The sequence below is a fragment of the Pseudoalteromonas sp. CO348 genome, assembly GCF_004208845.1.
In the GTDB taxonomy this organism is placed as follows: Bacteria; Pseudomonadota; Gammaproteobacteria; order Enterobacterales; family Alteromonadaceae; genus Pseudoalteromonas; species Pseudoalteromonas maricaloris.
The window spans coordinates 398,405-420,842 of record NZ_SGPI01000017.1; the positions used below are offsets into that span (position 1 = coordinate 398,405).

25 protein-coding genes are annotated in these 22,438 nt (G+C 42.6%); 17 read left to right on the forward strand and 8 right to left on the reverse strand.

What is annotated here, in order from left to right; translation table 11 throughout:
• Positions 1 to 58: 58 nt before the first annotated feature.
• A complete protein-coding gene (locus tag EXT48_RS09305) occupies positions 59 to 1,702 on the forward strand; it encodes a phosphoethanolamine transferase (protein WP_130164282.1) in 1,644 nt (547 codons plus the stop codon).
• Positions 1,692 to 2,072, forward strand: coding sequence for a diacylglycerol kinase (locus tag EXT48_RS09310; protein WP_010605037.1), 381 nt, complete (start codon positions 1,692 to 1,694; stop codon positions 2,070 to 2,072). Before EXT48_RS09305 ends, EXT48_RS09310 begins: the two co-directional genes overlap by 11 nt.
• 67 nt (positions 2,073 to 2,139) lie before the next feature.
• Here EXT48_RS09310 and EXT48_RS09315 read toward each other — a convergent pair whose 3' ends face one another.
• Positions 2,140 to 3,375, reverse strand: coding sequence for a DEAD/DEAH box helicase (locus EXT48_RS09315; RefSeq protein WP_130164283.1), 1,236 nt, complete (start codon positions 3,373 to 3,375; stop codon positions 2,140 to 2,142).
• A gap of 421 nt (positions 3,376 to 3,796) precedes the next feature.
• Here EXT48_RS09315 and EXT48_RS09320 point away from each other — a divergent pair, with 421 nt between their 5' ends.
• Positions 3,797 to 4,081, forward strand: coding sequence for a hypothetical protein (locus EXT48_RS09320; RefSeq protein WP_130164284.1), 285 nt, complete (start codon positions 3,797 to 3,799; stop codon positions 4,079 to 4,081).
• A 41-nt stretch (positions 4,082 to 4,122) separates the two neighbouring features.
• Here EXT48_RS09320 and EXT48_RS09325 read toward each other — a convergent pair whose 3' ends face one another.
• A complete protein-coding gene (locus EXT48_RS09325; RefSeq protein WP_010373924.1) occupies positions 4,123 to 4,557 on the reverse strand; it encodes a hypothetical protein in 435 nt (144 codons plus the stop codon).
• Between the two features lie 265 nt (positions 4,558 to 4,822).
• On the opposite strand from EXT48_RS09325, the gene xthA reads away from it, so the two are divergent.
• From xthA to rlmA, 3 genes are all read left to right on the forward strand, one after another.
• Positions 4,823 to 5,632: an exodeoxyribonuclease III gene (xthA, locus tag EXT48_RS09330; RefSeq protein ID WP_130164285.1), complete on the forward strand. Its 810-nt coding sequence runs from the start codon at positions 4,823 to 4,825 to the stop codon at positions 5,630 to 5,632.
• An 81-nt stretch (positions 5,633 to 5,713) separates the two neighbouring features.
• The gene (locus EXT48_RS09335) at positions 5,714 to 6,337 is read left to right on the forward strand and encodes an energy-coupling factor ABC transporter permease (RefSeq protein ID WP_130164286.1); all 624 of its coding nucleotides are present in this window, start codon (positions 5,714 to 5,716) and stop codon (positions 6,335 to 6,337) included.
• Positions 6,334 to 7,134 (forward strand): 23S rRNA (guanine(745)-N(1))-methyltransferase, encoded by an 801-nt coding sequence (gene rlmA, locus EXT48_RS09340; protein WP_130164287.1) that lies wholly within the window; start codon positions 6,334 to 6,336, stop codon positions 7,132 to 7,134. Before EXT48_RS09335 ends, rlmA begins: the two co-directional genes overlap by 4 nt.
• 67 nt (positions 7,135 to 7,201) lie before the next feature.
• Here rlmA and yfbV read toward each other — a convergent pair whose 3' ends face one another.
• Positions 7,202 to 7,648 carry a terminus macrodomain insulation protein YfbV gene (yfbV, locus tag EXT48_RS09345; protein WP_130164345.1) on the reverse strand — a complete coding sequence of 149 codons (447 nt, stop codon included), beginning with the start codon at positions 7,646 to 7,648 and terminating at the stop codon, positions 7,202 to 7,204.
• A 152-nt stretch (positions 7,649 to 7,800) separates the two neighbouring features.
• Here yfbV and EXT48_RS09350 point away from each other — a divergent pair, with 152 nt between their 5' ends.
• The 8 genes from EXT48_RS09350 (at position 7,801) to EXT48_RS24035 (ending at position 14,739) form a co-directional block, all read left to right on the forward strand.
• Complete coding sequence (locus tag EXT48_RS09350; protein ID WP_045989341.1) at positions 7,801 to 9,000, forward strand: acetate kinase; 1,200 nt, start codon at positions 7,801 to 7,803, stop codon at positions 8,998 to 9,000.
• Between the two features lie 2 nt (positions 9,001 to 9,002).
• Complete coding sequence (gene pta / locus EXT48_RS09355) at positions 9,003 to 11,150, forward strand: phosphate acetyltransferase (RefSeq protein ID WP_026001076.1); 2,148 nt, start codon at positions 9,003 to 9,005, stop codon at positions 11,148 to 11,150.
• Positions 11,151 to 11,307: 157 nt separating this feature from the next.
• Positions 11,308 to 11,688 (forward strand): ACT domain-containing protein, encoded by a 381-nt coding sequence (locus EXT48_RS09360; RefSeq protein ID WP_039497430.1) that lies wholly within the window; start codon positions 11,308 to 11,310, stop codon positions 11,686 to 11,688.
• Positions 11,685 to 12,197 (forward strand): PTS glucose transporter subunit IIA, encoded by a 513-nt coding sequence (locus EXT48_RS09365; RefSeq protein WP_039497428.1) that lies wholly within the window; start codon positions 11,685 to 11,687, stop codon positions 12,195 to 12,197. The genes EXT48_RS09360 and EXT48_RS09365 overlap by 4 nt, the downstream gene beginning before the upstream one ends.
• Entirely contained in the window at positions 12,194 to 12,541 is a 348-nt protein-coding gene (locus tag EXT48_RS09370) for an ArsC family reductase (RefSeq protein WP_039497426.1), read from the forward strand. Before EXT48_RS09365 ends, EXT48_RS09370 begins: the two co-directional genes overlap by 4 nt.
• Positions 12,541 to 13,668: a succinyl-diaminopimelate desuccinylase gene (gene dapE, locus EXT48_RS09375; RefSeq protein ID WP_130164288.1), complete on the forward strand. Its 1,128-nt coding sequence runs from the start codon at positions 12,541 to 12,543 to the stop codon at positions 13,666 to 13,668. The genes EXT48_RS09370 and dapE overlap by 1 nt, the downstream gene beginning before the upstream one ends.
• Positions 13,661 to 14,353, forward strand: a complete 693-nt coding sequence (locus EXT48_RS09380; RefSeq protein ID WP_130164346.1) for a M15 family metallopeptidase — start codon at positions 13,661 to 13,663, stop codon at positions 14,351 to 14,353. The genes dapE and EXT48_RS09380 overlap by 8 nt, the downstream gene beginning before the upstream one ends.
• 143 nt (positions 14,354 to 14,496) lie before the next feature.
• On the forward strand, positions 14,497 to 14,739 hold the full coding sequence (locus EXT48_RS24035; RefSeq protein WP_102056991.1) for a hypothetical protein: 243 nt from the start codon (positions 14,497 to 14,499) through the stop codon (positions 14,737 to 14,739).
• On the opposite strand, the gene EXT48_RS09395 is transcribed toward EXT48_RS24035, so the two are convergent.
• Positions 14,661 to 15,548 carry an NAD(P)-dependent oxidoreductase gene (locus EXT48_RS09395; protein ID WP_130164289.1) on the reverse strand — a complete coding sequence of 296 codons (888 nt, stop codon included), beginning with the start codon at positions 15,546 to 15,548 and terminating at the stop codon, positions 14,661 to 14,663. The two genes, EXT48_RS24035 and EXT48_RS09395, sit on opposite strands and share 79 nt — an antisense overlap.
• A gap of 128 nt (positions 15,549 to 15,676) precedes the next feature.
• On the opposite strand from EXT48_RS09395, the gene EXT48_RS09400 reads away from it, so the two are divergent.
• Both EXT48_RS09400 and EXT48_RS09405 read left to right on the forward strand, forming a co-directional pair.
• Positions 15,677 to 16,192, forward strand: a complete 516-nt coding sequence (locus tag EXT48_RS09400; RefSeq protein WP_010373899.1) for a glutathione peroxidase — start codon at positions 15,677 to 15,679, stop codon at positions 16,190 to 16,192.
• Positions 16,158 to 17,138, forward strand: a complete 981-nt coding sequence (locus EXT48_RS09405) for a 2-hydroxyacid dehydrogenase (RefSeq protein ID WP_130164290.1) — start codon at positions 16,158 to 16,160, stop codon at positions 17,136 to 17,138. Before EXT48_RS09400 ends, EXT48_RS09405 begins: the two co-directional genes overlap by 35 nt.
• 78 nt (positions 17,139 to 17,216) lie before the next feature.
• On the opposite strand, the gene EXT48_RS09410 is transcribed toward EXT48_RS09405, so the two are convergent.
• Together EXT48_RS09410 and EXT48_RS09415 are read right to left on the reverse strand one after the other, a co-directional pair.
• Positions 17,217 to 17,804 carry a phospholipid-binding protein MlaC gene (locus EXT48_RS09410; protein WP_130164291.1) on the reverse strand — a complete coding sequence of 196 codons (588 nt, stop codon included), beginning with the start codon at positions 17,802 to 17,804 and terminating at the stop codon, positions 17,217 to 17,219.
• A gap of 322 nt (positions 17,805 to 18,126) precedes the next feature.
• Positions 18,127 to 19,107, reverse strand: coding sequence for a zinc-binding dehydrogenase (locus EXT48_RS09415; RefSeq protein ID WP_240703371.1), 981 nt, complete (start codon positions 19,105 to 19,107; stop codon positions 18,127 to 18,129).
• Between the two features lie 155 nt (positions 19,108 to 19,262).
• On the opposite strand from EXT48_RS09415, the gene EXT48_RS09420 reads away from it, so the two are divergent.
• On the forward strand, positions 19,263 to 20,234 hold the full coding sequence (locus tag EXT48_RS09420) for a LysR substrate-binding domain-containing protein (protein ID WP_010605058.1): 972 nt from the start codon (positions 19,263 to 19,265) through the stop codon (positions 20,232 to 20,234).
• Between the two features lie 61 nt (positions 20,235 to 20,295).
• Here EXT48_RS09420 and EXT48_RS09425 read toward each other — a convergent pair whose 3' ends face one another.
• Both EXT48_RS09425 and EXT48_RS09430 read right to left on the reverse strand, forming a co-directional pair.
• Positions 20,296 to 21,798, reverse strand: a complete 1,503-nt coding sequence (locus tag EXT48_RS09425) for a bifunctional diguanylate cyclase/phosphodiesterase (protein WP_239359244.1) — start codon at positions 21,796 to 21,798, stop codon at positions 20,296 to 20,298.
• A gap of 252 nt (positions 21,799 to 22,050) precedes the next feature.
• Entirely contained in the window at positions 22,051 to 22,293 is a 243-nt protein-coding gene (locus EXT48_RS09430; protein ID WP_039497408.1) for a YdcH family protein, read from the reverse strand.
• Between the last annotated feature and the right edge of the window lie 145 nt (positions 22,294 to 22,438).

Consider the following 22,438-nt stretch of genomic DNA (forward strand, 5'->3'; position numbering starts at 1 on the left):
AGTATTTCTATAGAAAATAAAGATAACTTAGTTTTTATTTTCTCATCAGGAGTTGGATATGTTTAAATTTTTAAAACATATCTCCCCATCAGGCTATACCAGCCTGATGGTTCTCGCCACCCTTTATTGTACCTTTGCTTTTAATAGCCTATTTTTTATCAAAGTATTTAATGTTGCTACAATACAGGACTGGTCCGATTGGCTATTTTTAGCGTCTGTCCCTATTCTTTTATTTTTCCTGACACTGTTACTATTTAGTTGGCTTTCTTTAATCACCTTCGTACGGCCTTTTCTATTCATTACCATTGTGTTATCTAGCGTGTTGCTATACGCATCAATAAACTACGGCGTCATATTTGATAAAAGCATGATGCAAAATATTATTGAAACAGACACAGGTGAAGCATTTTCATATTTAAATATAAATCTAGTTCTTTTCGTACTAACTTTGGGTTTAATTCCTGCTTATTTAATGACAAAAAACAAAATCAGGCAGCCACTAAAGCAAAGACTAAAATCCTTTATTCTCATTAATTTTGTTTCAATAACCTTCATCTCTTTGATAGCATTTAGCTTTTATCAAAACTATGCTTCCGTTGGTAGAAACAATAAAGAAGTCGCAAGCTATATCACGCCATTTTCATTTTATATTGCAGGATATAAATACCTGAGAGATAACTATTTTTATCCTCCATTACCATTTCGATTACTAGATAAAACACCTGCTTTAGCTTCCAAGTCAGGTGCTAATATTACCGTTGTCGTCGTTGGTGAAACTGCACGTGCAAGCAACTTTTCACACGGAGGCTATAAAATAGATACTAACGAATACACTAAACAGGACGGCATCAAGTATTTCAGTAAAATGTCATCTTGTGGCACAGCGACAGCAATTTCAGTACCCTGTATGTTTTCACGGCTAGATAGAGCACATTACAATAGCCGTCTTGCTCAGAGCCAAGATAACGTGCTTGATGTGATCCACAGGGCTGGCGCCGAAGTGTTTTGGATAGACAATAATAGTAGTTGTAAAGGTGTATGTAATCGGGTTGAGAATTACCGGATTGATACTAACAAGGATAACCCGCTGTGCGACGGTAAGTATTGCTTTGATGAGGTACTAATCCCATCACTTATGACTACCATAAACAACGCGCAAACAAGCAATATTGTTGTTGTCTTACATATGATTGGCTCGCATGGCCCAACTTATTACCGCCGCTACCCTAAAACGCAGCAAAAATTCCTCCCAGATTGCCAACGTAGCGATATCCAAAATTGTACGCCTCAAGAATTAGTGAACACCTATGACAATACCATTGCTTACACAGATTTAGTGTTGCACAAAATCATTACACAACTGTCTTCGTTAGACGCAGAAACTGTCAACATGCTCTATGTTTCCGATCATGGCGAATCACTTGGTGAAACCGGATTATATTTACATGGCTTTCCATATCGTCTAGCACCTAAAGAGCAAACTCAGATCCCGATGATTTACTGGAGTAATCGCCTAACAAATAAAAGCTATAGTGGTTGCATTGACGCTGTAAAACAGCGACCCCTTTCTCATGACAATATCTACGATACGTTACTTGGCTTAACCCAAGTTAATTCGAAAACCTATCAGTCCAAAAATGACATATTCGCAACCTGTCGAACTCAATTACTCGCAACTAATGGAGAAACTAATGCATTTTGATAACACCAATAAGCCAACTGGAGCAAAACGACTATTGCTGGCGCTTGGACACTCATTTAGAGCGTTTAATTGGCTCACAAAAAATGAATCCGCCTTTCGGCAAGAGCTTATTCTACTGCTGGTTACTATCATTTTGCTGTTTACACTTGAACTTTCACTCTATGAGCGCGTTATGCTGTTTTGTGCAACGCTGTTTGTGATGTTTGCAGAGATAGTAAATACCGCTATTGAAGCAACAATTGATAGAGTCGGTTTAGAAATCCATCCACTGTCGGGGCTTGCCAAGGACTTGGGCTCTGCAGGCGTATTGATCGCACTTATCGTTTTTATCTGCATCTGGGGCAGCTGTTTATATCAAAACCTCTACTAGCAATTAATGGCCAATGATGCTTATGTTTGGATGAGAGAAGCCAAACATAAGCTTTAGCGCTAAGCCATTACTTCCTTTTACGCTTGGTTCTTGTTCCTAGAATACGCTTTTTGTCTCTTTGCTTCTTAGATTTACCAGAATTACGGCGAGTGTCTTTAGGCTCTTTGGTTAAATCAGGTTCATAGCCTGGCAGCCATTGCGGTGCAAATCGCTCATCTAAGAAAATTTCTATTTCTTCTAGTAGCCACTGTTCATCAATACTCACAAGCGAAATGGCTTGGCCGTTTTGTCCAGCACGACCACTACGGCCGATACGGTGCACATAGTCTTCAGCAACATAGGGTAACTCAGCATTGAAGACATAGTTTAGCGAGTCAATGTCAATGCCACGAGCTGCTACATCCGTTGCGACCAAGACGCGAATTTCACCTGATTTGAATTGAGATAGCGCTTTGTCACGCGCGCCTTGAGACTTATCACCGTGGATCGCTGCGGTTTTAAGGCCATCCTTATTCAATTCTTTTGCGTAGCTATCAGCACTATTTTTTGTGCGAGTAAACACCAGTACCTGATGCCAATTATTTTTGCCAATCAAGTGGGCGATCAATTCACGTTTGCGATCTTCGTCTACCGAATAGAAAGTTTGCGTAACTGTACTTGCGGTGCTGTTCTGGGATTCAACACCTACTCGCTTAGGGTCGTTCAACCAAGGTTTTACTTGGGATAACACAGCATCGTCAACCGTAGCTGAAAATAGCAACGTTTGACGCTTAAGCGGCATAGTGCGCATGATCCGCTTAATTTCCCCCATAAACCCCATATCTAACATGCGATCTGCTTCATCGAAGACCAAGTGTTGAATATTTTTGAGTGTTAATGTGCCTTTGATTAGGTGGTCAAGTAAACGCCCAGGTGTCGCAACCACTACGTCTACACCCGCTCTTAAGCGCTTTTCTTGCGGGCCAATATTTGCACCACCATATAAGCACACGACATTTAAGTTAGTGTTCACAACTAACTTTTCAGTATGTTCTGCAACCTGCTGTGCCAGCTCACGAGTCGGCGTTAATATCAATGCCCTAACCGATTTCTCACCTTGCTCACCGCCTATCAGCATGGAGTGCAAAATCGGTAGCATGAAGGCAGCAGTCTTACCGGTTCCAGTTTGGGCACTTGCAATTAAATCACAACCACTGAGCAGAAGTGGAATACTCTTTTCTTGAATTGGTGTGGGTGACTCAAACCCAAGCTCAGTAATTGCGCTTAGTAGTTCAGGGTGAAGTTGTAACTCGCTAAATGTCATTGGAGATCAGTGTCTATTACCAAAATTGAGCGGATTATAGCAAAGAATTATCTAAGCACTGTAATGTTCAATCTAGTTAACCTGAGGTTTGGATAAGGAATGTTCCAACTCATTGTTTCTAAAGGACAACTTAGTTTTTTCCTTGCCTAGCCAGAGAGTTTTAGGGAAAACACCGCTTCAGCGTCCTGCTCTCGCTAAGGTACCTACATCCTGTAGGCAAGGCGAATTTACGCACCAATAGCTGGCTATTGGAAGTGAATTCAACGCAGTTAGCGCTAAAACTGGCTGCTAGAAAGGCATTAATTATCCGCAGCTCAGGTTGGTTACTTTCCACTGATTTTTATTTAGCCAGAACAACTTCTCAGATAAGATTAAGCACGCTAACGCACAATGCTCAAAAGTGATAAATAAGGAGATGCACATGTCACAAAAGCAATTGAAAGTTTTAGCGGTGAGCCTAGGGTTTCTTGCCATTGCGCCTTTATTTGGTTTACTCATTGCTGAACTTAGTGTTGCAGTACTGAATTGTCGGGTTTCAGAAAGTGGTCATTCTGATTGTGTTATCGGCGGTATTGATATTGGAATGCTACTTGCCATTTTATACACAGGTGGTTGGGTAAGTATGATTTCTATCCCTGTGGCAGGCTTGGCGGCTTTGCTCTGTTACACTAAATACCGTGATGCAAACCTAAATAGAAACCAATAAAAAAGGGGCTAACTGCCCCTCTTCTCTTCACATCAATTTGATTAAATTGCTGCGTTTCTGAATTCTTTAACAAATTGCTTAACAGGCATATCGTTACAACGTAAGTTGCGAACCTGTTGGTTGTTCAAACGTAAGTGATTAACGCCGTGACGTACTGCATCTAAACATAGCTCAGTTGCGGTATCTGTTTTTTCAGCGATTAGCTCAACTTTCTTTTCTTGCTTTTGCGAGCGCTTTGCCGCTTTTGCAAACTCACGAATATCTTCACCATTACAGTGGATGCTTGGTGAGAAGCGAGAAATAAATAGGCCTAGTGATGCAGCTTCTTTACGTGCTGCACTGAAACCTTGCTCTGCTGCAACAGCACATACTTTCGTCGCTGGTGATGCGTCAGCTTGAGTGAACTCAACCTGTGAAGCGAAAGCCGTTGTAGAAACCAAAGAAACAAGACCAAAGAAAGAGAGAGATTTAAGCATAATATACCCCAATTGAACGATTCGGCGCGGATTATAATTACAACGACGAAGAAGTAAACAGCTAAATCATGCAATTTTGGTTATTTAATGATCTATTTACACTAAGCTAAAATCCTCGTTATCCTCTCGCTAAACTTGTGCAAAATTTAACAACTGCCAACATGCTTCTCAGCTGACTAAAGAAGTAATTTCACCCAAGCGCTGACCCTCTCGTTTTTAAGTGATAAACTTTGCCAAATAACAGCAAGAATCTAAAGAGAGCGCTATGAAAATTGTTTCGTTTAATATAAACGGCCTCAGAGCTAGACTGCATCAATTACAGGCATTGATTGAAAAACACCAACCTGATGTCATTGGACTACAAGAAATTAAAGTCCATGACGAAGCTTTTCCTATCGACGATGTAGAAGCGCTTGGCTACCATGTTTACTTCCATGGTCAAAAGGCGCATTACGGTGTGGCACTACTCTCCAAGAAACCTGCAAAAGCTATCCAAAAAGGCTTCGCTACGGATACTGAAGAATCACAACGTCGCATGATCAGCGGTACATTTGAAAGCGATTCAGGTAACGAAGTTACCGTTATGAATGGTTACTTCCCTCAAGGTGATAACATCAGCCATGAAACTAAATTTCCGTATAAAAGACAATTTTATGCAGATCTCATGACCCACTTAAATGATTTTGCCGATCCTCAATCTAATCTTGTTATCATGGGCGATATTAATATTTCTCCACTGGATGCGGATATTGGTATTGGTGAGCAAAACCGCAAGCGTTGGTTAAAGACGGGTAAGTGCTCGTTCCAACCAGAAGAGCGCGAATGGTTAAAAACACTGCTAGATTGGGGCTTTAAAGATACATTTAGAGTGCTGACACCTGATGCAACCGAAAAATATTCGTGGTTTGATTACCGCTCAAAAGGGTTTGATGATAACCGAGGTCTACGCATAGATGTGGTTTTAGCAACCGCTCCATTAACTGCGAAATGTATCGAAAGTGACATAGATTACGAATTGAGAGGAATTGATAAGCCCTCGGATCACGCACCAATTTGGGCAACTTTCGACATTTAATCATCTGCTTTTTCCGCCGAGACTGTAAATACAGTGCTCGGCATAGAGCAAAATCACCAAATTTAAAAACTGGATAGAAACGTGACGTTTATCGCTGCCCTTGGGTTATTTTTACTCAGTTTTCATCGCAAAGAATACCAGCAATTACTACAAGTACCAGCCAGACAAACCGGCGTATTAAGTTGTTCGGTTGTCCTCACGTTACTGTGGCAAATAAAAGCAGGCATTTTACCTGAGCTGAACATTCATATTCTTGGAATAACAGCAGTAACGTTAATTTTAGGCTGGCGACTGGGAGCGTTGAGTGCAACTTTGGCATGCCTCGTCCATAGTTACTTTAGTGCTTTTACCTTGGTGGAGTTTGGTAATTTTTGGCTGTTTACTGCACTGATACCTGTCTACTTAAGCTATGGACTCTTTGCCCTTTGCTATCATCATTTACCGCGGCACTTTTTCGTTTATATTTTTGTTTGTGCATTTATTTTCGCAGGTACGGTGGGCTGTTTAAAGATACTTCTAAGCGCATTCTATTATTATGCAATCGATGCCTATACTTGGTATCAGTTGGCAGACAATTATCTCCATTTTGCCGTAATAATGTGGTTCCCTGAAGCCATGTTAAATGGCATGGCCATCACCTTACTCATTACATATCGCCCACATTGGGTAAAAACTTTTTTTGATAGGGAATACTTAGACAAATGATCTCCCACTACCGCTGTCCACTGTGTAAACTGCCTTTATATCAAGGCGGTGCAAGCTACAGCTGCAATAATAATCATCAATTTGATATTGCCAAAGAAGGCTATGTCAACTTACTACCCGTGCAAAATAAAAAATCAAAACAGCCGGGCGACAACCAAGAAATGGTCGCAGCGCGTCGGGCATTCTTCGAAACCGATCATTATCACTTTCTACGTGATAGGCTTGCACAAATTGTCTCTGAAAAAGCACCGACTACCCTGCTGGACTTAGGATGTGGTGAAGGCTTTTACACCCATGAAATAGCAAATCGCTGCGAGAATGCCAAAGTCTACGGGGTCGATATCGCAAAGCCTGCTGTCCGCTATGCCGCTAAACGCTATCCTCAAGTAGAATTTAGCGTAGCCTCCATCAAAGAGGCTCCTTTTGAAAATGAATTTGCAGATGTGATTGTGAGTATTTTTGCGCCAGTGTTCGCCGAGGAGCTCGTCCGTCTATGCAAACCATCAGGCAGTTTGTATGTCGTCTCACCCGGCGAGCATCATCTATTCGAACTCAAGTCTCTGATTTATGACAATGTAAAGCTACACAAAGCACCAGAAACACCACAAGGGTTTGAATTGGTTGAACGGACTAAATTACAACAAACACACAGAATGGAATTTGAGTGTGTTGAACACTTAATCATGATGACGCCATTTGCTTGGAAATTTAAGCAACAACACATGGACAGATTACAGAAGATGGACCATATCGAAATCACGCTCTCGTTTTTGATAAACCAATATCAGCGCAAGTAACCCAACATCAGATCACCAATTATGAGCAAATCGCTGCCTACTTGCTTGGTAGGCAGGAAAACAGAAACTACAGATTTTCTTGCATAAACGCTTTGTCCATTTTATCGAACATATCTTTTAGCAATCGCGCTAAATCTCTATATCTAGGTTTTCTTGAGGACAGGGGGGCATCGTAGCCATTGGCAACCATCTTCTGGTGCAGTTCTGTATACCAAGAATACAAAGCCGGATTTAACGGCGTTTCAGCTCTTTTACCAAGCCATAATAACCCTTGGACAGGAAGCGATAAAAAGAACAAAGCAATCGCAATGGCTTGCGGCAGATATTGAAAACCCAATTGGCTGGTCTGCAAAAACAGGGTAAACACCGCCAGCATAGGCATTGTATTTAAAGCAAGTTCTGTCGCCTTGATCACCCTAAATTCGGGGAACAACGGTGCTAATTCCTTGCGCATAGGCCACTCTTTCGAGTATTGACGTCCAAGTTGCACTTGCGAAATAAGACTTTTTTGCATCATAACTCCTAGGTGCTAACTTTTATATAAAAAATGAGGTAAAATCGACGTCTTTACTGTCAACTATACCTTAGTCTAAATGCGTAGCTTATATGCGCTATAGCTTTAAGCTTAATACGCAATAACTGTTATTGTCAAAACGGAAAGTCATTATGTCATCTCAGCATGTTTTGGTTCTTAATTGTGGAAGCTCCAGTCTTAAGTTTGCAATCATCGATAACGCAACGGGAGAGGAGATATTATCAGGTCTGGCTGAACGCCTAGCTGAACAATCACCACAAATTAAATATAAGTTCCAAGGCAACAAGGAAATCGTGCCCCTAAATAGTGGTGATGCGCACCAAGTTGCGATCACGACACTTGTAAAACTCATCAAAGATCTCGCGTTAGACGCAAATCTTGTCGCTGTCGGCCACCGCGTTGTACACGGCGGTGAGCGCTTTACACAATCTGTCATTATCGATGACTCCGTTATAAATGCTATCCAAGAAACGGCTAGTCTGGCGCCTTTACATAATCCAGCTAACCTACTTGGGATCCGCGCAGCTCAAGCAGCATTTGCGCATCTACCGCAAATTGCTGTCTTTGATACGGCTTTCCATCAAAGTATGGATCAAACAGCGTACCTTTATGCCCTACCTTATTCACTATATCGTGAACATGGTGTTCGACGCTACGGTTTCCACGGCACCAGCCATGCTTATGTATCGGCGCAGGCCATCGAGATTTTAGGCTTAAAAGATAAGCCATCTCGTATTATTACCGCACACTTAGGCAATGGTTGTTCCGTTACCGCAATTAAAGACGGTAAATCGGTGGACACCAGCATGGGCTTAACACCATTAGAGGGTCTAGTGATGGGCACCCGAAGTGGTGATATTGATCCGGGCTTGTTCTCGTTTTTAGTTAACCACCTGAACTATTCAACACAGCAAATTGACACCTTGTTGAATAAACAAAGTGGCCTTTTGGGTATTAGTGAGCTTTCTAACGATTGCCGAACGATTGAAGAAGCTGCACAGGAAAACCACCCTCAAGCAACACTGGCGCTTGATATTTTCTGTTATCGTTTAGCCAAACAAATTGCTAGCTTCTTGGTACCACTAAACGGTTTAGATGCACTTGTATTTACCGGTGGAATTGGCGAAAACTCTGATGTTATCCGTGAAAAAGTAGTAAACCAGCTTAACTTCCTTGGCATGCATATCAATAAAGCGCGTAACCTCAACGCACGCTTTGGAAATCAAGGTGTGATCACTGATGAGTCTCACTCTCCTGTCGCTATGGTCATCCCAACCAATGAAGAATGGGTGATTGCCAACGACGCAGCTACGCTTGCTAAAGGAGTGTAATGATGGGTCGTCGTATTATGCTTATTCCTATTTCAACGGGCGTTGGTTTGACGTCGGTGTCTGTAGGAATAGTCCGAGCACTGGAACAAAAAGCGGTAAAAGTAAACTTCTTCAAGCCAATCGCACAACCTCGTAAAGATGAAGTCGGCCCTGAGAAGTCAACACTCATCGTTCAGCAAGGTTCAACCATTGCCCCACCCACGCCCTTTGAGCTGAGCTACGCTGAGCAAATGATAGGTGATGGTAAAGGCGATGATTTGTTAGAAGAAATTGTGGAGCGCTTTGAAGGCACAGTACAAGACGATGAAGTTGCCATCATTGAAGGAATGGTTCCCACCCGTCGTCAACCTTACGCTGGCCGTGTAAACCGCGAGATTGCGCAAACATTAGGTGCAGATATTGTGTTTGTCTTAACGCCGGGTAATGACTCTATCGACGAGCTTGAAGACCGCTTAGAGATTGCCGCTGGTAATTATGGCGGTGTAAACCACCCTCGCGTATTGGGTTGTATTTTCAATAAAGTGAATGCACCGCTGGATGAAGATGGCAGAGCACGCGCCGATCTGGTTGATCAATACAAACCAGAAGAGCTTGAAAACGAAATGAATCGTTTGGCATCGCTGCCTATTTTCAGAAAACACCCATTTCAACTTTTAGGTGCCATACCATGGGACTTTGACTTAGTAGCGCCACGAGTTATCGACTTAAGCAATTATTTAAAAGCCGAAATCATCAATGCGGGTGATATGGAGCACCGTCGTCTGCGCCGTGTTACCTTCTGTGCAAGAACAGTATCGAACATTCTTAACCACTTTACACCAGGTGCTCTGTTGGTTACTCCTGGCGATCGGTCGGATATCCTAGTCGCAGCGTGTTTATCGGCCATGAATGGCACCAAGATTGGCGCTATCTTGTTAACTGGTGGATTCAAACCAGAAGAGAAGATCATGACCTTATGTGAGCAAGCGATGGATACCGGTCTGCCTATCCTTGCTACTGAGGCTGATACTTGGCGCACTTCTTTGCTATTACACAATTTCAATATGGAAGTGCCCAGCGATGACGAGCAGCGCATTGAGCGCGTAAAGCAGCACAACGCCCGTCACATCGATAGCGAATGGCTGGAAAGTTTGGCCAAAGGGGTCGCAAAAACTCGCAAACTCTCCCCTCCTGCGTTTCGTTATCTGCTAACTGATTTAGCTAGACGTGCAAGCAAAACCATTGTGCTGCCTGAAGGTAATGAGCCGAGAACGATTAAGGCAGCTGCTATCTGTGGTGCGCGAAATATCGCTAAAACCGTACTACTTGGGGACAGAGAAGAGATTGAACGTATCGCCCAGCAACAAGGTGTTGAGCTTAATGAAAACGTGACTATCTTATCTCCTGAAGAAGAGCTGCAAAAGTACATTGCGCCTATGGTTGAGCTACGTAAAAACAAAGGCCTAACCGAGGTCGTTGCGGCAGAGCAGCTGCAAGATAACGTCGTGCTAGGCACCATGATGTTAGCCGAAGGCCAAGTTGATGGCTTAGTATCTGGTGCGGTAAATACTACCGCCAATACTATTCGCCCACCACTACAGTTAATCAAAACGGCACCAGGCGCGTCGTTGGTAAGCTCAGTATTTTTCATGCTGCTACCGGACCAAGTGTTGGTATACGGCGACTGTGCAATTAACCCAGATCCAACGGCAGAGCAGTTAGCAGATATCGCAATTCAATCTGCAGATTCCGCTGCAGCATTCGGCATTGAGCCTCGCGTTGCCATGATCAGTTACAGCACAGGAACATCTGGACAAGGTGCAGACGTAGAAAAAGTGCGTGAAGCCACCGAGATCGCACAAAAGAAACGCCCTGATCTCGATATTGACGGGCCGCTGCAATACGATGCCGCCATTATGGAAAATGTCGCACGTAAAAAAGCGCCAAACAGCAAAGTCGCTGGTAAAGCAACGGTATTTGTCTTCCCAGATTTAAATACAGGTAACACCACATACAAGGCGGTGCAGCGAAGTGCTGAACTTGTTAGCATCGGACCTATGTTACAAGGTATGCGTAAGCCGGTTAACGACCTAAGCCGTGGGGCTTTGGTTGATGACATAGTATACACCATTGCCTTGACTGCTATTCAGGCAACACAAATCGAAGAATAATCTTTATACCAAGGGCTCAATGCATGAGCCCTTTTCTTTTTCACCTCACTAATCCTTTCTTTTGCCTAGAATTCAGGCGAACGCTCTGGTCTTTAAATTGACTTCGCTATACTATGAATTATACCAATTGGTATTTTTCCAAAAACAAGGGTTGGTAATGTCAAAGCAAACGCTGCAATTGCTCAAACAAGAATTTACGATACATAGCTTGGATTGCGATGACGCTGTTCCACAAGCAGTGTTAAACAGTGAAATCTTTTTTATTGCCAAAACTGAGGATGAACTCTCTATCGTTTGCGCGTCAGATATCGTAGTCAGTAGCCTCGCGGCTGAAAGTCATTGGAGAGCATTGGAAGTCGTTGGCCCGCTGGGGTTTTCGCTGACGGGGATTATGGCTAATATTTCTGGTGTGCTAGCAAAGTCCAACGTCTCTATTTTTACCTTATCAACATACGATACCGATTACATTCTTGTAAAAGAAAGCCAAATCCAGCAAGCGATGCAAGCGCTCAAAAAAGATGGATATTTATTACTTTGATTGAACTCTCACCACCAATCCAATATCGGCCAATATCCCAAATCGCAAACCCGATTGCGCACATTCCAAGTCCTTTTTCCGGCAAAGTCTTACCGCTAAGTACGCATCCAAACGCGGCGATTGCGTCTGGTATGTTAGGAATAGGCGTTTGCGTACAAATGCGTGTGCCTTTGTTGCTATCTCCTTGTAACGGAAAACTAATCCAGATCAGAAAAAATAACTGCGAATACATTTTACACGCCAATAACGGCTTAAAAATGTTACTGAGCTTAGAAATCGGCAATGAGTTTGCCAAACCCGAATATCTCAAAGCAAACAGCTTTGGCAAAACCACGATAAAGCTTGGAGAGCCGCTATGCTTTTTTGATATTCCACTCAGTGAAGCAAAAACCATGGCCGCCATTGTGCTACTCAATGCACAAAAGCTTGGTGCGTGTTATTATCCTTTAAAACAAGTATCTGCGGCCAAAGAGCCGATAATCACAATTGCAAGGGCGTGTGCTTTATGACAATCACCATGTATGGGATCAGCAACTGCGATACCATTAAAAAAGCCAAAAAATATCTTCAAGACAACAATATCGAATTCACCTTTCACGACTATCGCAAAGATGGATTAGACGAAGCTCTACTCACTGCTTTTATTGACCAACTTGGCTGGGAAAACGTGTTAAACAAACGCGGGACCACATACCGAGCGCTTAGCGAAGAACAAAAACAAAATCTCGATGCGCAGTCAGCTAAGCAACACCTTTTGGCGGCACCAGCCATGATAAAACGCCCTATTTTGCAGTACCAAGGTCAATATCACTTGGGTTTTAAAGCTGCACAGTATGATGAGATTTTTGCCTAATGAGCGAAGTAGTTAAGCTCGCTCAAGCTCTGATCCAAAGGGCTTCTGTTACACCTGATGATGCTGGCTGCCAACAATTAATGAATGAACGCTTGGCAAAGCTTGGCTTTATCATCGAAGAACACTTCTTTGTTGATACGCTCAACACCTGGGCACGAAAAGGCGACAGCGGACCACATTTTTGCTTTGCTGGACACACAGATGTAGTACCGGTTGGTGACGAGAGTCAATGGCAGCACCCGCCATTTGCTGCAGTGATTGAAAATGACATGTTACATGGCCGCGGAGCTGCTGACATGAAAGGCTCACTTGCAGCTATGGTCGTGGCAACGGAAAGGTTTATCGAAAAACACCCCAACCACAAAGGGTCATTGTCTTTTCTGATAACCTCTGATGAGGAAGGCCCTTTCGTGAACGGCACAACTCGAGTTGTAGATTTATTAGAAGCCCGAAACGAAAAAATTGATATGTGCTTGGTTGGTGAACCTTCATCACGCCATGAGCTTGGCGACGTAGTAAAAAATGGTCGTCGCGGTTCACTCACCGGACACCTAAAAGTGATTGGAAAACAAGGTCACGTAGCTTACCCTCATCTCGCGAAAAACCCCATCCACTTGTCTGCAGCGGCGATTGCTGAACTCAGTCAGACCGAGTGGGATCAAGGGAATGCATTTTTCCCCGCAACAAGCTTTCAAGTTTCCAATATTAATGGCGGAACAGGGGCTGGCAATGTGATACCAGGCTCTTTGCAAGTACAGTTTAACTTTCGCTTTAGCACCGAAGTTACAGCCGATGAGCTCAAACAACGTGTTATTGCAATTTTAGACAAGCATCAACTTGATTATGAGCTGAATTGGATACTGAATGGCTTACCGTTTTTAACAGAGCCAGGTCCATTGCTTGATGTGACGATTGCAGCCATCAAAGAAGTGACGGGAAGGCAAGCCACACCGGAAACTTCAGGTGGCACATCGGATGGCCGATTTATTGCCCAAACGGGATGTAAAGTAATTGAGCTTGGTCCAATTAATGCCACAATCCATCAAGTCGATGAATGCGTGAGTTGCAAAGACTTAGATCAATTAGCCTTAGTCTATGAAAAGATCTTGGAGAAGTTACTTGCCTAGCCGCTATATGCTTACAAGCGCTGAATGCAGCGCTTGTGGCGTTAATGAATCACATCTGGTTTTTTACCATGGTCGTCATGTGCATAGCGCAATCGTTTCTGATCTCAACGCCCTCTCACAAGCTGCAAAAAAGGCCGGTTTTGAGTTTTACATGGCATCCGCATATCGAGGGTTTGAAAGGCAAAAAGCGATTTGGAATAGCAAGTTTGCGATGCACCGTCCTGTTTTTGATATCTCTAACCGAGAGATAGAACTGAGTAATCTCTCAGACATCGACAAAGTAAAAGCAATTATGTTGTTCTCCGCCCTACCTAGTGCTAGCCGCCACCATTTGGGTACTGATCTGGATGTGTTCGCCAAAAACCTTGTACCGACAGGACAGTCACTACAACTAGAACCATGGGAATACCAGCAAGATGGACATCAGCACGAATTTTCGCTGTGGCTTGATGCGCATTTAGCAACTTTTGGTTTCTATCGGCCTTATGATTGCTATCGAGGGGGAGTTGCTGCGGAGCCTTGGCATATTAGCCACCAGCTAACGGCATCAAAACTTGTCACGTTGCAGTCCGTTGATGTGATTGATGCAGTGCTGAAACGTAGCGATATCAAAGGTAAAGACGCAATACTGACAAATCTCAGTGCACTACATCAGCAATTTATCACCAATGTAGCGCAGCCATAACGACTAATGCGACCTTAAGTTACTTAGACTAGGGCCTGTTGATCTTTCAAGTTTGTTTTTGCAGCAGTTTGATTGGTATTTATACAAGGCAGAGCCAGCGTAGCATAGTCATTCTATGTAAGTCTGGCTATAACACAGTAGAAATGCTAATCAAGCGCTGCCCTTTGGGTTCATCTGAGTGCGCTTTGTTCATTGTTGCTCAACTTTTGCCTAGATTACTAGGCGGCAAGTCGAGCGTCGCGACCAAAACACACTCAGAAGAACAAAAATCAAACAGCAAAGGTCAACAGGCCCTAGAAACGAAAGGTTATTTGTTTTTGTCGTGGATAGCGTCAAGTCTTGCCAGTAGACTTGAGGTATCAAAACGGTTGCCGCCAAGCGCTTGAACATCTGCATAATATTGGTCCACTAAAGCTGTAAGCGCCAAATTTGCGCCGTTACTTCTTGACTCGTCTAGTGCAATGCCTAAATCTTTTCTCATCCAATCGACTGCAAAACCAAAGTCATATTCGCCTGATAACATGGTTTTATAACGATTCTCCATTTGCCAAGAGCCAGCAGCCCCCTTAGCAATCGTTTCAATCACTTTTTCACCATCAAGACCCGCCTTTTTAGCAAAATGTAAGCCTTCTGCGAGCCCCTGTACTACACCTGCGATACAAATCTGATTGACCATTTTACACAGCTGCCCTGCACCCACTTCTCCAATTAATTGGCTAAAACGAGCAAACGCGGCCATGATTGGCTGCGCTTTAACAAACGTACTTTCGTCTCCTCCAACCATCACCGTCAACACGCCATTTTCTGCGCCAGCCTGACCACCAGATACCGGGGCATCTAAGAATTCAACTTGTAATTTCTTGGCTTCTTGCGCTATTTCACGGGCAACTTTTGCAGATGTTGTAGTATGGTCAACTATCACAGCTCCCGGCTTTACTCCCGCTAATACACCACTTTCGCCATATACGACTGAGCGTAAATCGTCATCATTGCCAACACACATAAATACAAAATCACAGTCAGTCGCTGCGTCTTTAGGTGTAACTGCAAAGTTGCCAGCATACTCAGCGGCCCATTTTTCGGCTTTGCTGGTAGTACGATTGTATACTGTGACTTGGTAACCCGCTTTTTGCAAATGCCCAGCCATTGGATACCCCATGACACCTAATCCTATAAATGCGACTTTCACTGACATATTTCTGTCCTATTTCGTTGTTATCTTAATAAGAATGGAGTTTTTATACCCGAGCACCTCTGTCATAGCAAATGAAAAAACCGCTTTGATACCGAATAACATGAATAAATCACACGGAGCCTGAAAGGATGGAGAATATTTATCGTTTTAGTGCACAACTTATTGATGGCCAAGTTTTGCCATTACAGTCTCTGGCGGGAAGACCGCTATTGATCGTTAACATTGCGAGCAAATGTAGCTTTGCTCCGCAACTGTCTGCACTTGAAAAGCTATACAGCAAATACAAACCTTTTGGATTTGAGGTATTGGCCTTTCCTTGTAACCAGTTCGGTCGCAATGAGCCACTTGAAGATGAAATGCTTAAAGAGTTTTACAATACACATTTCAATTTAAGCTTTAAGATCTGTACTAAAACACAAGTCAACGGACCTGATGCACACCCATTATTTAGCTATTTAAAATCTCATACCCGTGGTATCGCGCAAAACCGCGCAATTAAATGGAATTTTACCAAGTTTCTAATAAACTCTGAAGGCATGCTAGTATCTCGATATGCCCCAAGAACAAAACCAGAAACGCTTAAGTCAGTGATAGAGAGCCACATTAATCATGAGAATCGCCCTATTCAGTTCGCAAAACTATGAAGTGCCGTTTTTTGAGCAAGCCGTAAATTCCTACTCTGAACTTGAAATAAGTTTTATTAGTGAGTCACTCAATGAAAAAACGGTTTCGCTGTGCCAGCAATATGACGCGGTTTGTGTATTTGTAAATGACACTGTAAATGCGCAAGTGATTGATAAACTGGCTGACTATGGCGTTAAAACCATCGCCCTACGCTGCGCTGGTTTCAATAACGTTGATATTCAACAAGCAAAACAGCTAGACATAAAGGTTGTCCGTGTTCCAGCCTACAGCCCAGAAGCAGTTGCAGAGCATTGTATCGCGTTGATGCTAACGCTCAGCCGTAAGACACATAAGGCCTACAATCGAGTTCGTGAAGATAATTTTGATCTCAACGGCTTACTTGGTTTTAATATTTATAATAAAACGGTCGGTATCATCGGCTGTGGCAAAATTGGCCAAGCCTTAGTCAGTATCTTAAACGGCTTTGGTGCCAATGTGCTGGTTTATGACCCAAACATTGGAGAAGGTCCCTATACTTTGGTCTCTCTAGATATCTTACTAGCACAATCGGATATTATTAGCTTGCACTGTCCGCTTAATGAATATACTCATCATATTATTGATGATGCTGCGTTTGCCAAAATGAAAGCGGGTGTGATGCTTATTAACACCAGTAGAGGCGCGCTGTTAGATAGCAAAGCCTGTATCGCCGCGCTCAAGTCTAAACGCCTCGGTTACCTTGGCTTAGACGTGTATGAGCAAGAGTCAGAGCTATTTTTTAAAAACCACAGTGAAGAAATAATTCAAGACGATGTTTTCTCGCGTTTAGTTAGCTTCCCCAACGTACTAGTTACAGGACATCAAGGTTTTTTTACCAAAGAAGCACTAAAACAAATTGCAACAATAACCTGTGAAAACCTCGACGCAGCAAGACTGGAAAAACCACTAATGAACCAAGTCGTCTGATTTCAGAACCAAAAAAAAGAGCATATCAATCATGATGTGCTCTTTTGGTTACTTCAAAGTCGGGGGAAGTAATTTGATTTATGCTTTACTCTTCAATTCAGCCGTAACCTGAGCTAAACCTACTTCTGAAATTCTCATCGTGATCTCTTTTTGCTTAGCACTCAATAAAGAAATACCTTCAGCAACCATGTCATACACTTTCCAGTCTCCATCTTTGCTTTGACGAAACTTAAAATGCATGTCTATATCTGGTTTTGATTGCTCTCTTATTACCACCTTAACCGTCGCAAAATCAGCACCATCAGAAACCGGTAACTCTTCAAACAATACGTCTTGGCCTTTGTACTGTAAAAGTGCATTAGCGTAAGTAGATACAAGATAGTTATCAACCGCACTAATAAACTCGATGGCTTCGTCTCTTTTTAACCCTTTAATATGTTTACCAAGCAATTTAAAAGATACAAACTTCACATCGATGTGTGGCATCAAGCGACTACGTACTATGCCCTTCATCTGAGTTTCAGTTGCCTTACCATCTTGATTAACCGTTTTTATATCAGCAAATAGCTTATTGCCAACTTGGTTAATTAATTCATAAGGTGTGTCATTCGCAAACGCGACACCTGAGAAGATGAGAAAACTGAAAATAACAAGTAACTTTTTCATTGTTTAATCCTTATTAAACTGATGACACTAGTCTATCCAATTTGACGAGTGCAAATAAACATATCAATTCGCACCAAATTGATGCCCCTCCGACATCAATTAACGCAATGTAAAATTTCGCCTTACGATGACAATGACTCTTTATGAAGTCGTAAAGGAAAGGCGTATTCCCTTCATGGCGAGGCCTGCAGGGAAGTATACGGTGTTCAAACGATGAAAAATGTCAGAAATTGTATCAATTTATTTGGACGCTGAGCCTAGCGAATGTAGCCAAGCTCAGTATTGTTGCGTAAAGAGGATAAATTATTGTTGCTAGTGGGGACTACAGTTTCATATCTGCCGCAAAAAACGTGATGTTATCGTTGCTTTCTAGCTTTTTCAGCGTTTCAATTATCGCATCATGCTGCGGTGAAATTGATTCAAGTTGCTGCAAAGTAATTTCATTTTTTTCAAGCTTTTCAGCTAGGGTATTGCCAATAAATGCCATTCTCTGCTGCGCACAAACACTATTGGAAAGCCAACTACCACACAAAGAAACGATGCCTATGTTTGGCGCTTTCTTCATTAAGACGTGTTGCTCAATAGCAGGTAATCCCGCTAAGCAACTTACTCGACCACAAAATATCAAATGTGAAATCAATTGTTGGGTATGTGTACCTGTTAAATCTAGTGCGCCTTGCACCTCTGCTGCACCAAAATGAAGCTGCAGGGCATCGGCTAGGCCGGCAAAATCAGACTGGGTATACACGAGATCCGCACCTAGCTTTTCAAGCAGCTTTTTATATTTGGACTCGGAACATGCCGCCACCCCAAGCCCCACTTGTTTAGCAAATTGTATTGCCATTTGACCAACTGGATGATGAGCAGATTCGATTAAGATAGTATCACCTGCATTCAGTTGAAGCTTAAATAGCGCAATCAATGCACACATAGCAGGTGCAATTGCCGCTGAGGCGAGCTTACCATCAACATTTTCTGGCAGTACAGTAAGTGCGTGACTTGGCACCAAGGTAAATTCACTCATCGTGCCTTGCTCTCGAATGTCACCGTGCCAAAAAACCCGCGTACCCGGTTCAGGAAACCCCGTTTTACATGCTTTTTCCACAACCCCCACGGCATCTACACCAAACACTCTATTCGGTGTTTCTTCACAGGGACAAGCGGCCACTTTGGTATCGATAAAGCTTAAACCAACGTATTCAACTTTGACCAAGACTTGATCATCGGTTGCCTCAGGTAAGTTAATTTCTCCCTGCTCGAAGGTAAGTCCATTTGTGTGATTGAATCGGACTGCTTTCATCATATGCCTTTGCGTTATGTTAACAATAAAGTAGTGAGACTAAATTCATTAAACCATTGTTAGCATTTTGCCACAACTTTATTAGTGTAAATATGCCCCTCGCAATTCCAATTGTTTAGTGTCACAATGGCATCAGTCTTAGTGAACTTTCTCGCATTATGGATATTAGCAGCAGATTATTAATCTTTTTAGACGTTGTGGAACGTGGTTCCTTTGCCAGTGCCGCACAACTGAGAAATATCGATCGCTCTGTCATTTCTAAGCAGATGACCAAGCTGGAAGAAGAACTCGGTGTAAGATTAATGAATCGTACAACTCGTTCCTTCTCGCTCACCTCTGCAGGTTCCGAGATGGTAAAAAAAGCAGAAGAGCTAAGGCTGCTACTAAACGATACTCAGCGTATCGCACAGAATTATCACACCGAGCCTAAAGGATTGCTTAAAATCGCCAGCTCTACTGTGGTAGGTCGACGCTATGTACAACCTGTTATCAATGACTTTCAAAAACGTTTTCCTCATGTTGAAGTTGAGCTTAGGCTTGAAGATAGGCTCGTGGACTTAGTGGGTGAAGGTTTTGATTTAGCTTTTCGTGTCGGCGAGCCGAAAGATTCATCGCTTATCGCCCGCAGAATTGCGCGCAATCGATTGCTCATATTAGCAAGCCCAACGTTCTTAAAAACCCATGGCACGCCAAACTCGCTCGAGGAGCTCAGCGAATTACCTGCAGCAACCTACGCCAGTGATGCATTAAGGTTTACCAGTATCACCTATCAAGACGAGCAAGGTATCGAACAACAAATGCCAGTGAAGAGTATCTTCAGAACCAACGACGGAGATACATTAATGGAAAGTGTCCTATCCGGTACTTGTTATATTGTTGCACCAGCCTTTTTAGTCGGCAAAGAAATTACTGAAGGCAAATTACAACCGATTTTAACTAATACAAAACTGGTCGATTTTGCAGCGATGTATGCACTCTACCCCCACCGCGACTTGCCAGTTAGAACAAGACTCTTTTTAGATGCATTCCGGGCATATATTGGTGAAGAGACCCCAATATGGGAAACTGAAATCCCAGGGTTTGAACAAATGTACGGCTTTATCCCACCTAAACCCATGTTAACTTTCTAGTCGACTGCAATTTATTCGTATATCTGGGCTGCAAGCTTTTTGCAGAGGGAGGGTATTGACCTTAACCGTCTAACCTTTTCATCGCGCCTCTCACCATGTTCTGGGAATTAATCCACTTTACGCATTCGCTTAGCGAGAGTGGTTCACATATCTGAAAGCCCTGAATATAAGGACAGTCTAAGCTATATAAATACTGCAAACAGGCATCGCTTTCAACACCCTCGGCAACAATACTGCAATTCAATTTACGCGCTAAAAACATACTGGTTTCTACTATGGCTTGATCTTTTTCACTTTCATGACTTAGCCTTACAAACGAACCATCTATTTTAATCTGCGAAATTGGTAACTCTTTTAGAATAGAAAATGAAGAAAAACCAGTCCCAAAATCATCAATACTCACTGCAAATCCCATGTCTATTAGTGTTTCAATTAAGCTTCTCGCTTTTTCCACTTCTTCCATTACGGTGCTTTCTGTAAGCTCAAATACTATATGAGTTGGGTCCACTCGATGAGTATCCAGTAGCATGGCAAGGGTATTAATTAGATTCTGTTCAGCAAAATCTTGGCAGGAAAGATTGATATGCACAACCAACTTGTCATCTATTTCAATCAATATTGCGAGGTCTTGGAATACACGGTTAATCACAAACGCACTCAATTGCCTGATCAAATTATTGCGCTCCGCTAACTCAATAAACTGATCTGGCATTATCATTGTGCCATCGGACTGAGGCCACCTTAATAGCGCTTCTACTCCATGAATATCACCGCTTTGAGAACACACTATCGGTTGATAATAGAGCGTCAGTTCACCTCGAGCGAGCGCAACTTTGAGGTTAGCCAACAGTTGGAATTCAGCCTCAATTCCCTCATGGAGCTCTTCATCGAAGATGACGATGCTTTGACGGCTATGTTTGGCCGAATACATGGCAATATCGGCTTGCTTCAAAAGGTCAAACACATCAAGTTGGCGCGATTTAGTCCATAAGCTTGCTCCTGCACTGTACGTCACGTCCAGCTGCAACTCTTCAATTTCTATACCTGACTTTAATTCGCTCAGCAGTGCATTATTTTGCGAGTAAATACAATTTACGTCAGTCACGTCCATCAGAATGATAAATTCATCGCCGCCCATGCGATATAACTTGCTACGAGGAAGCAATGCTGCGCGCATTTTGTGGGCAAGTTCCACCAGTAATTTATCACCAAAGAAGTGCCCTTTTGCATCATTGATCTGTTTGAAATTATTCAAATCAACCAAGATAACACTAAAGTCGAGCTGCTGATGTTTACGTTCATTAATGGCATCAATGCAGCGCTGACGATTCTCCAAATCCGTTAAAAAATCATGTTCAGCGTTATATTTGGCCTGCGTTGCAATTTCATTTAATTCTTGCAGGCTAGTTAGACTTAGACAATTCACCACAAAAACAAAAATGGAGCCAAGAAACAGGATTAAACTTAAGCCTTGCTCAATAAAACTAGCGCTATTGTGATCGTACAGGAAGTAGGCAAAGCTCAAGTATCCGAGTTCAAACAGAGCCATAAGAATTAACAACACTCGCCACCCGACCGACGAGGTTAATCGACATATTTTAAAGGCCGGAGAAAAAGCTAATCCCATGATAAAGCTGCCAGCTAATACTAATATAAGTGCAATCAAAGGAGTCGTCGTGGATGGAATACAATGGTTAGAGTATAGATTATAAATCTGCTCTTGCTCGGGACAGGCTAAATTATTCAACAATTGGCGGGGAACATAGCAGCGGACTTGACAGCCCGCTCACATAGGCTGGTTGGCCTTGATTAACAGTTAGTCTGCACTTTTTAAAATTCGATAAAGTTGATCTTTTAACCACAGCCTCTTTTTCTTCAGTGATTCAAGATACTCATCACTTGAGTGCTCTACACCATCTTCAATTCGAATAACTTCATTGTCCACTTCATGGTAATCTTTAAATAACTTTGAGAAATGTCCATCAGACAGTTTCAAGTCGTGAATTTTATCTTTAAATTCTGGGAGTTCTTTAGCTAGGCTGTGGCGTTCAATATTCATCGTTTTATTCCCATAATTAGCTAGGTAATCTGAGTTTGAGTACAAACCTCAGGTTAAGGCTGAAAATGCATTTGAGTTTTGGGTAGACCCAATCAATGCGCCGTTAGTGACAGTGATTTCGAATACATTTTTTGAAGTTACTGTC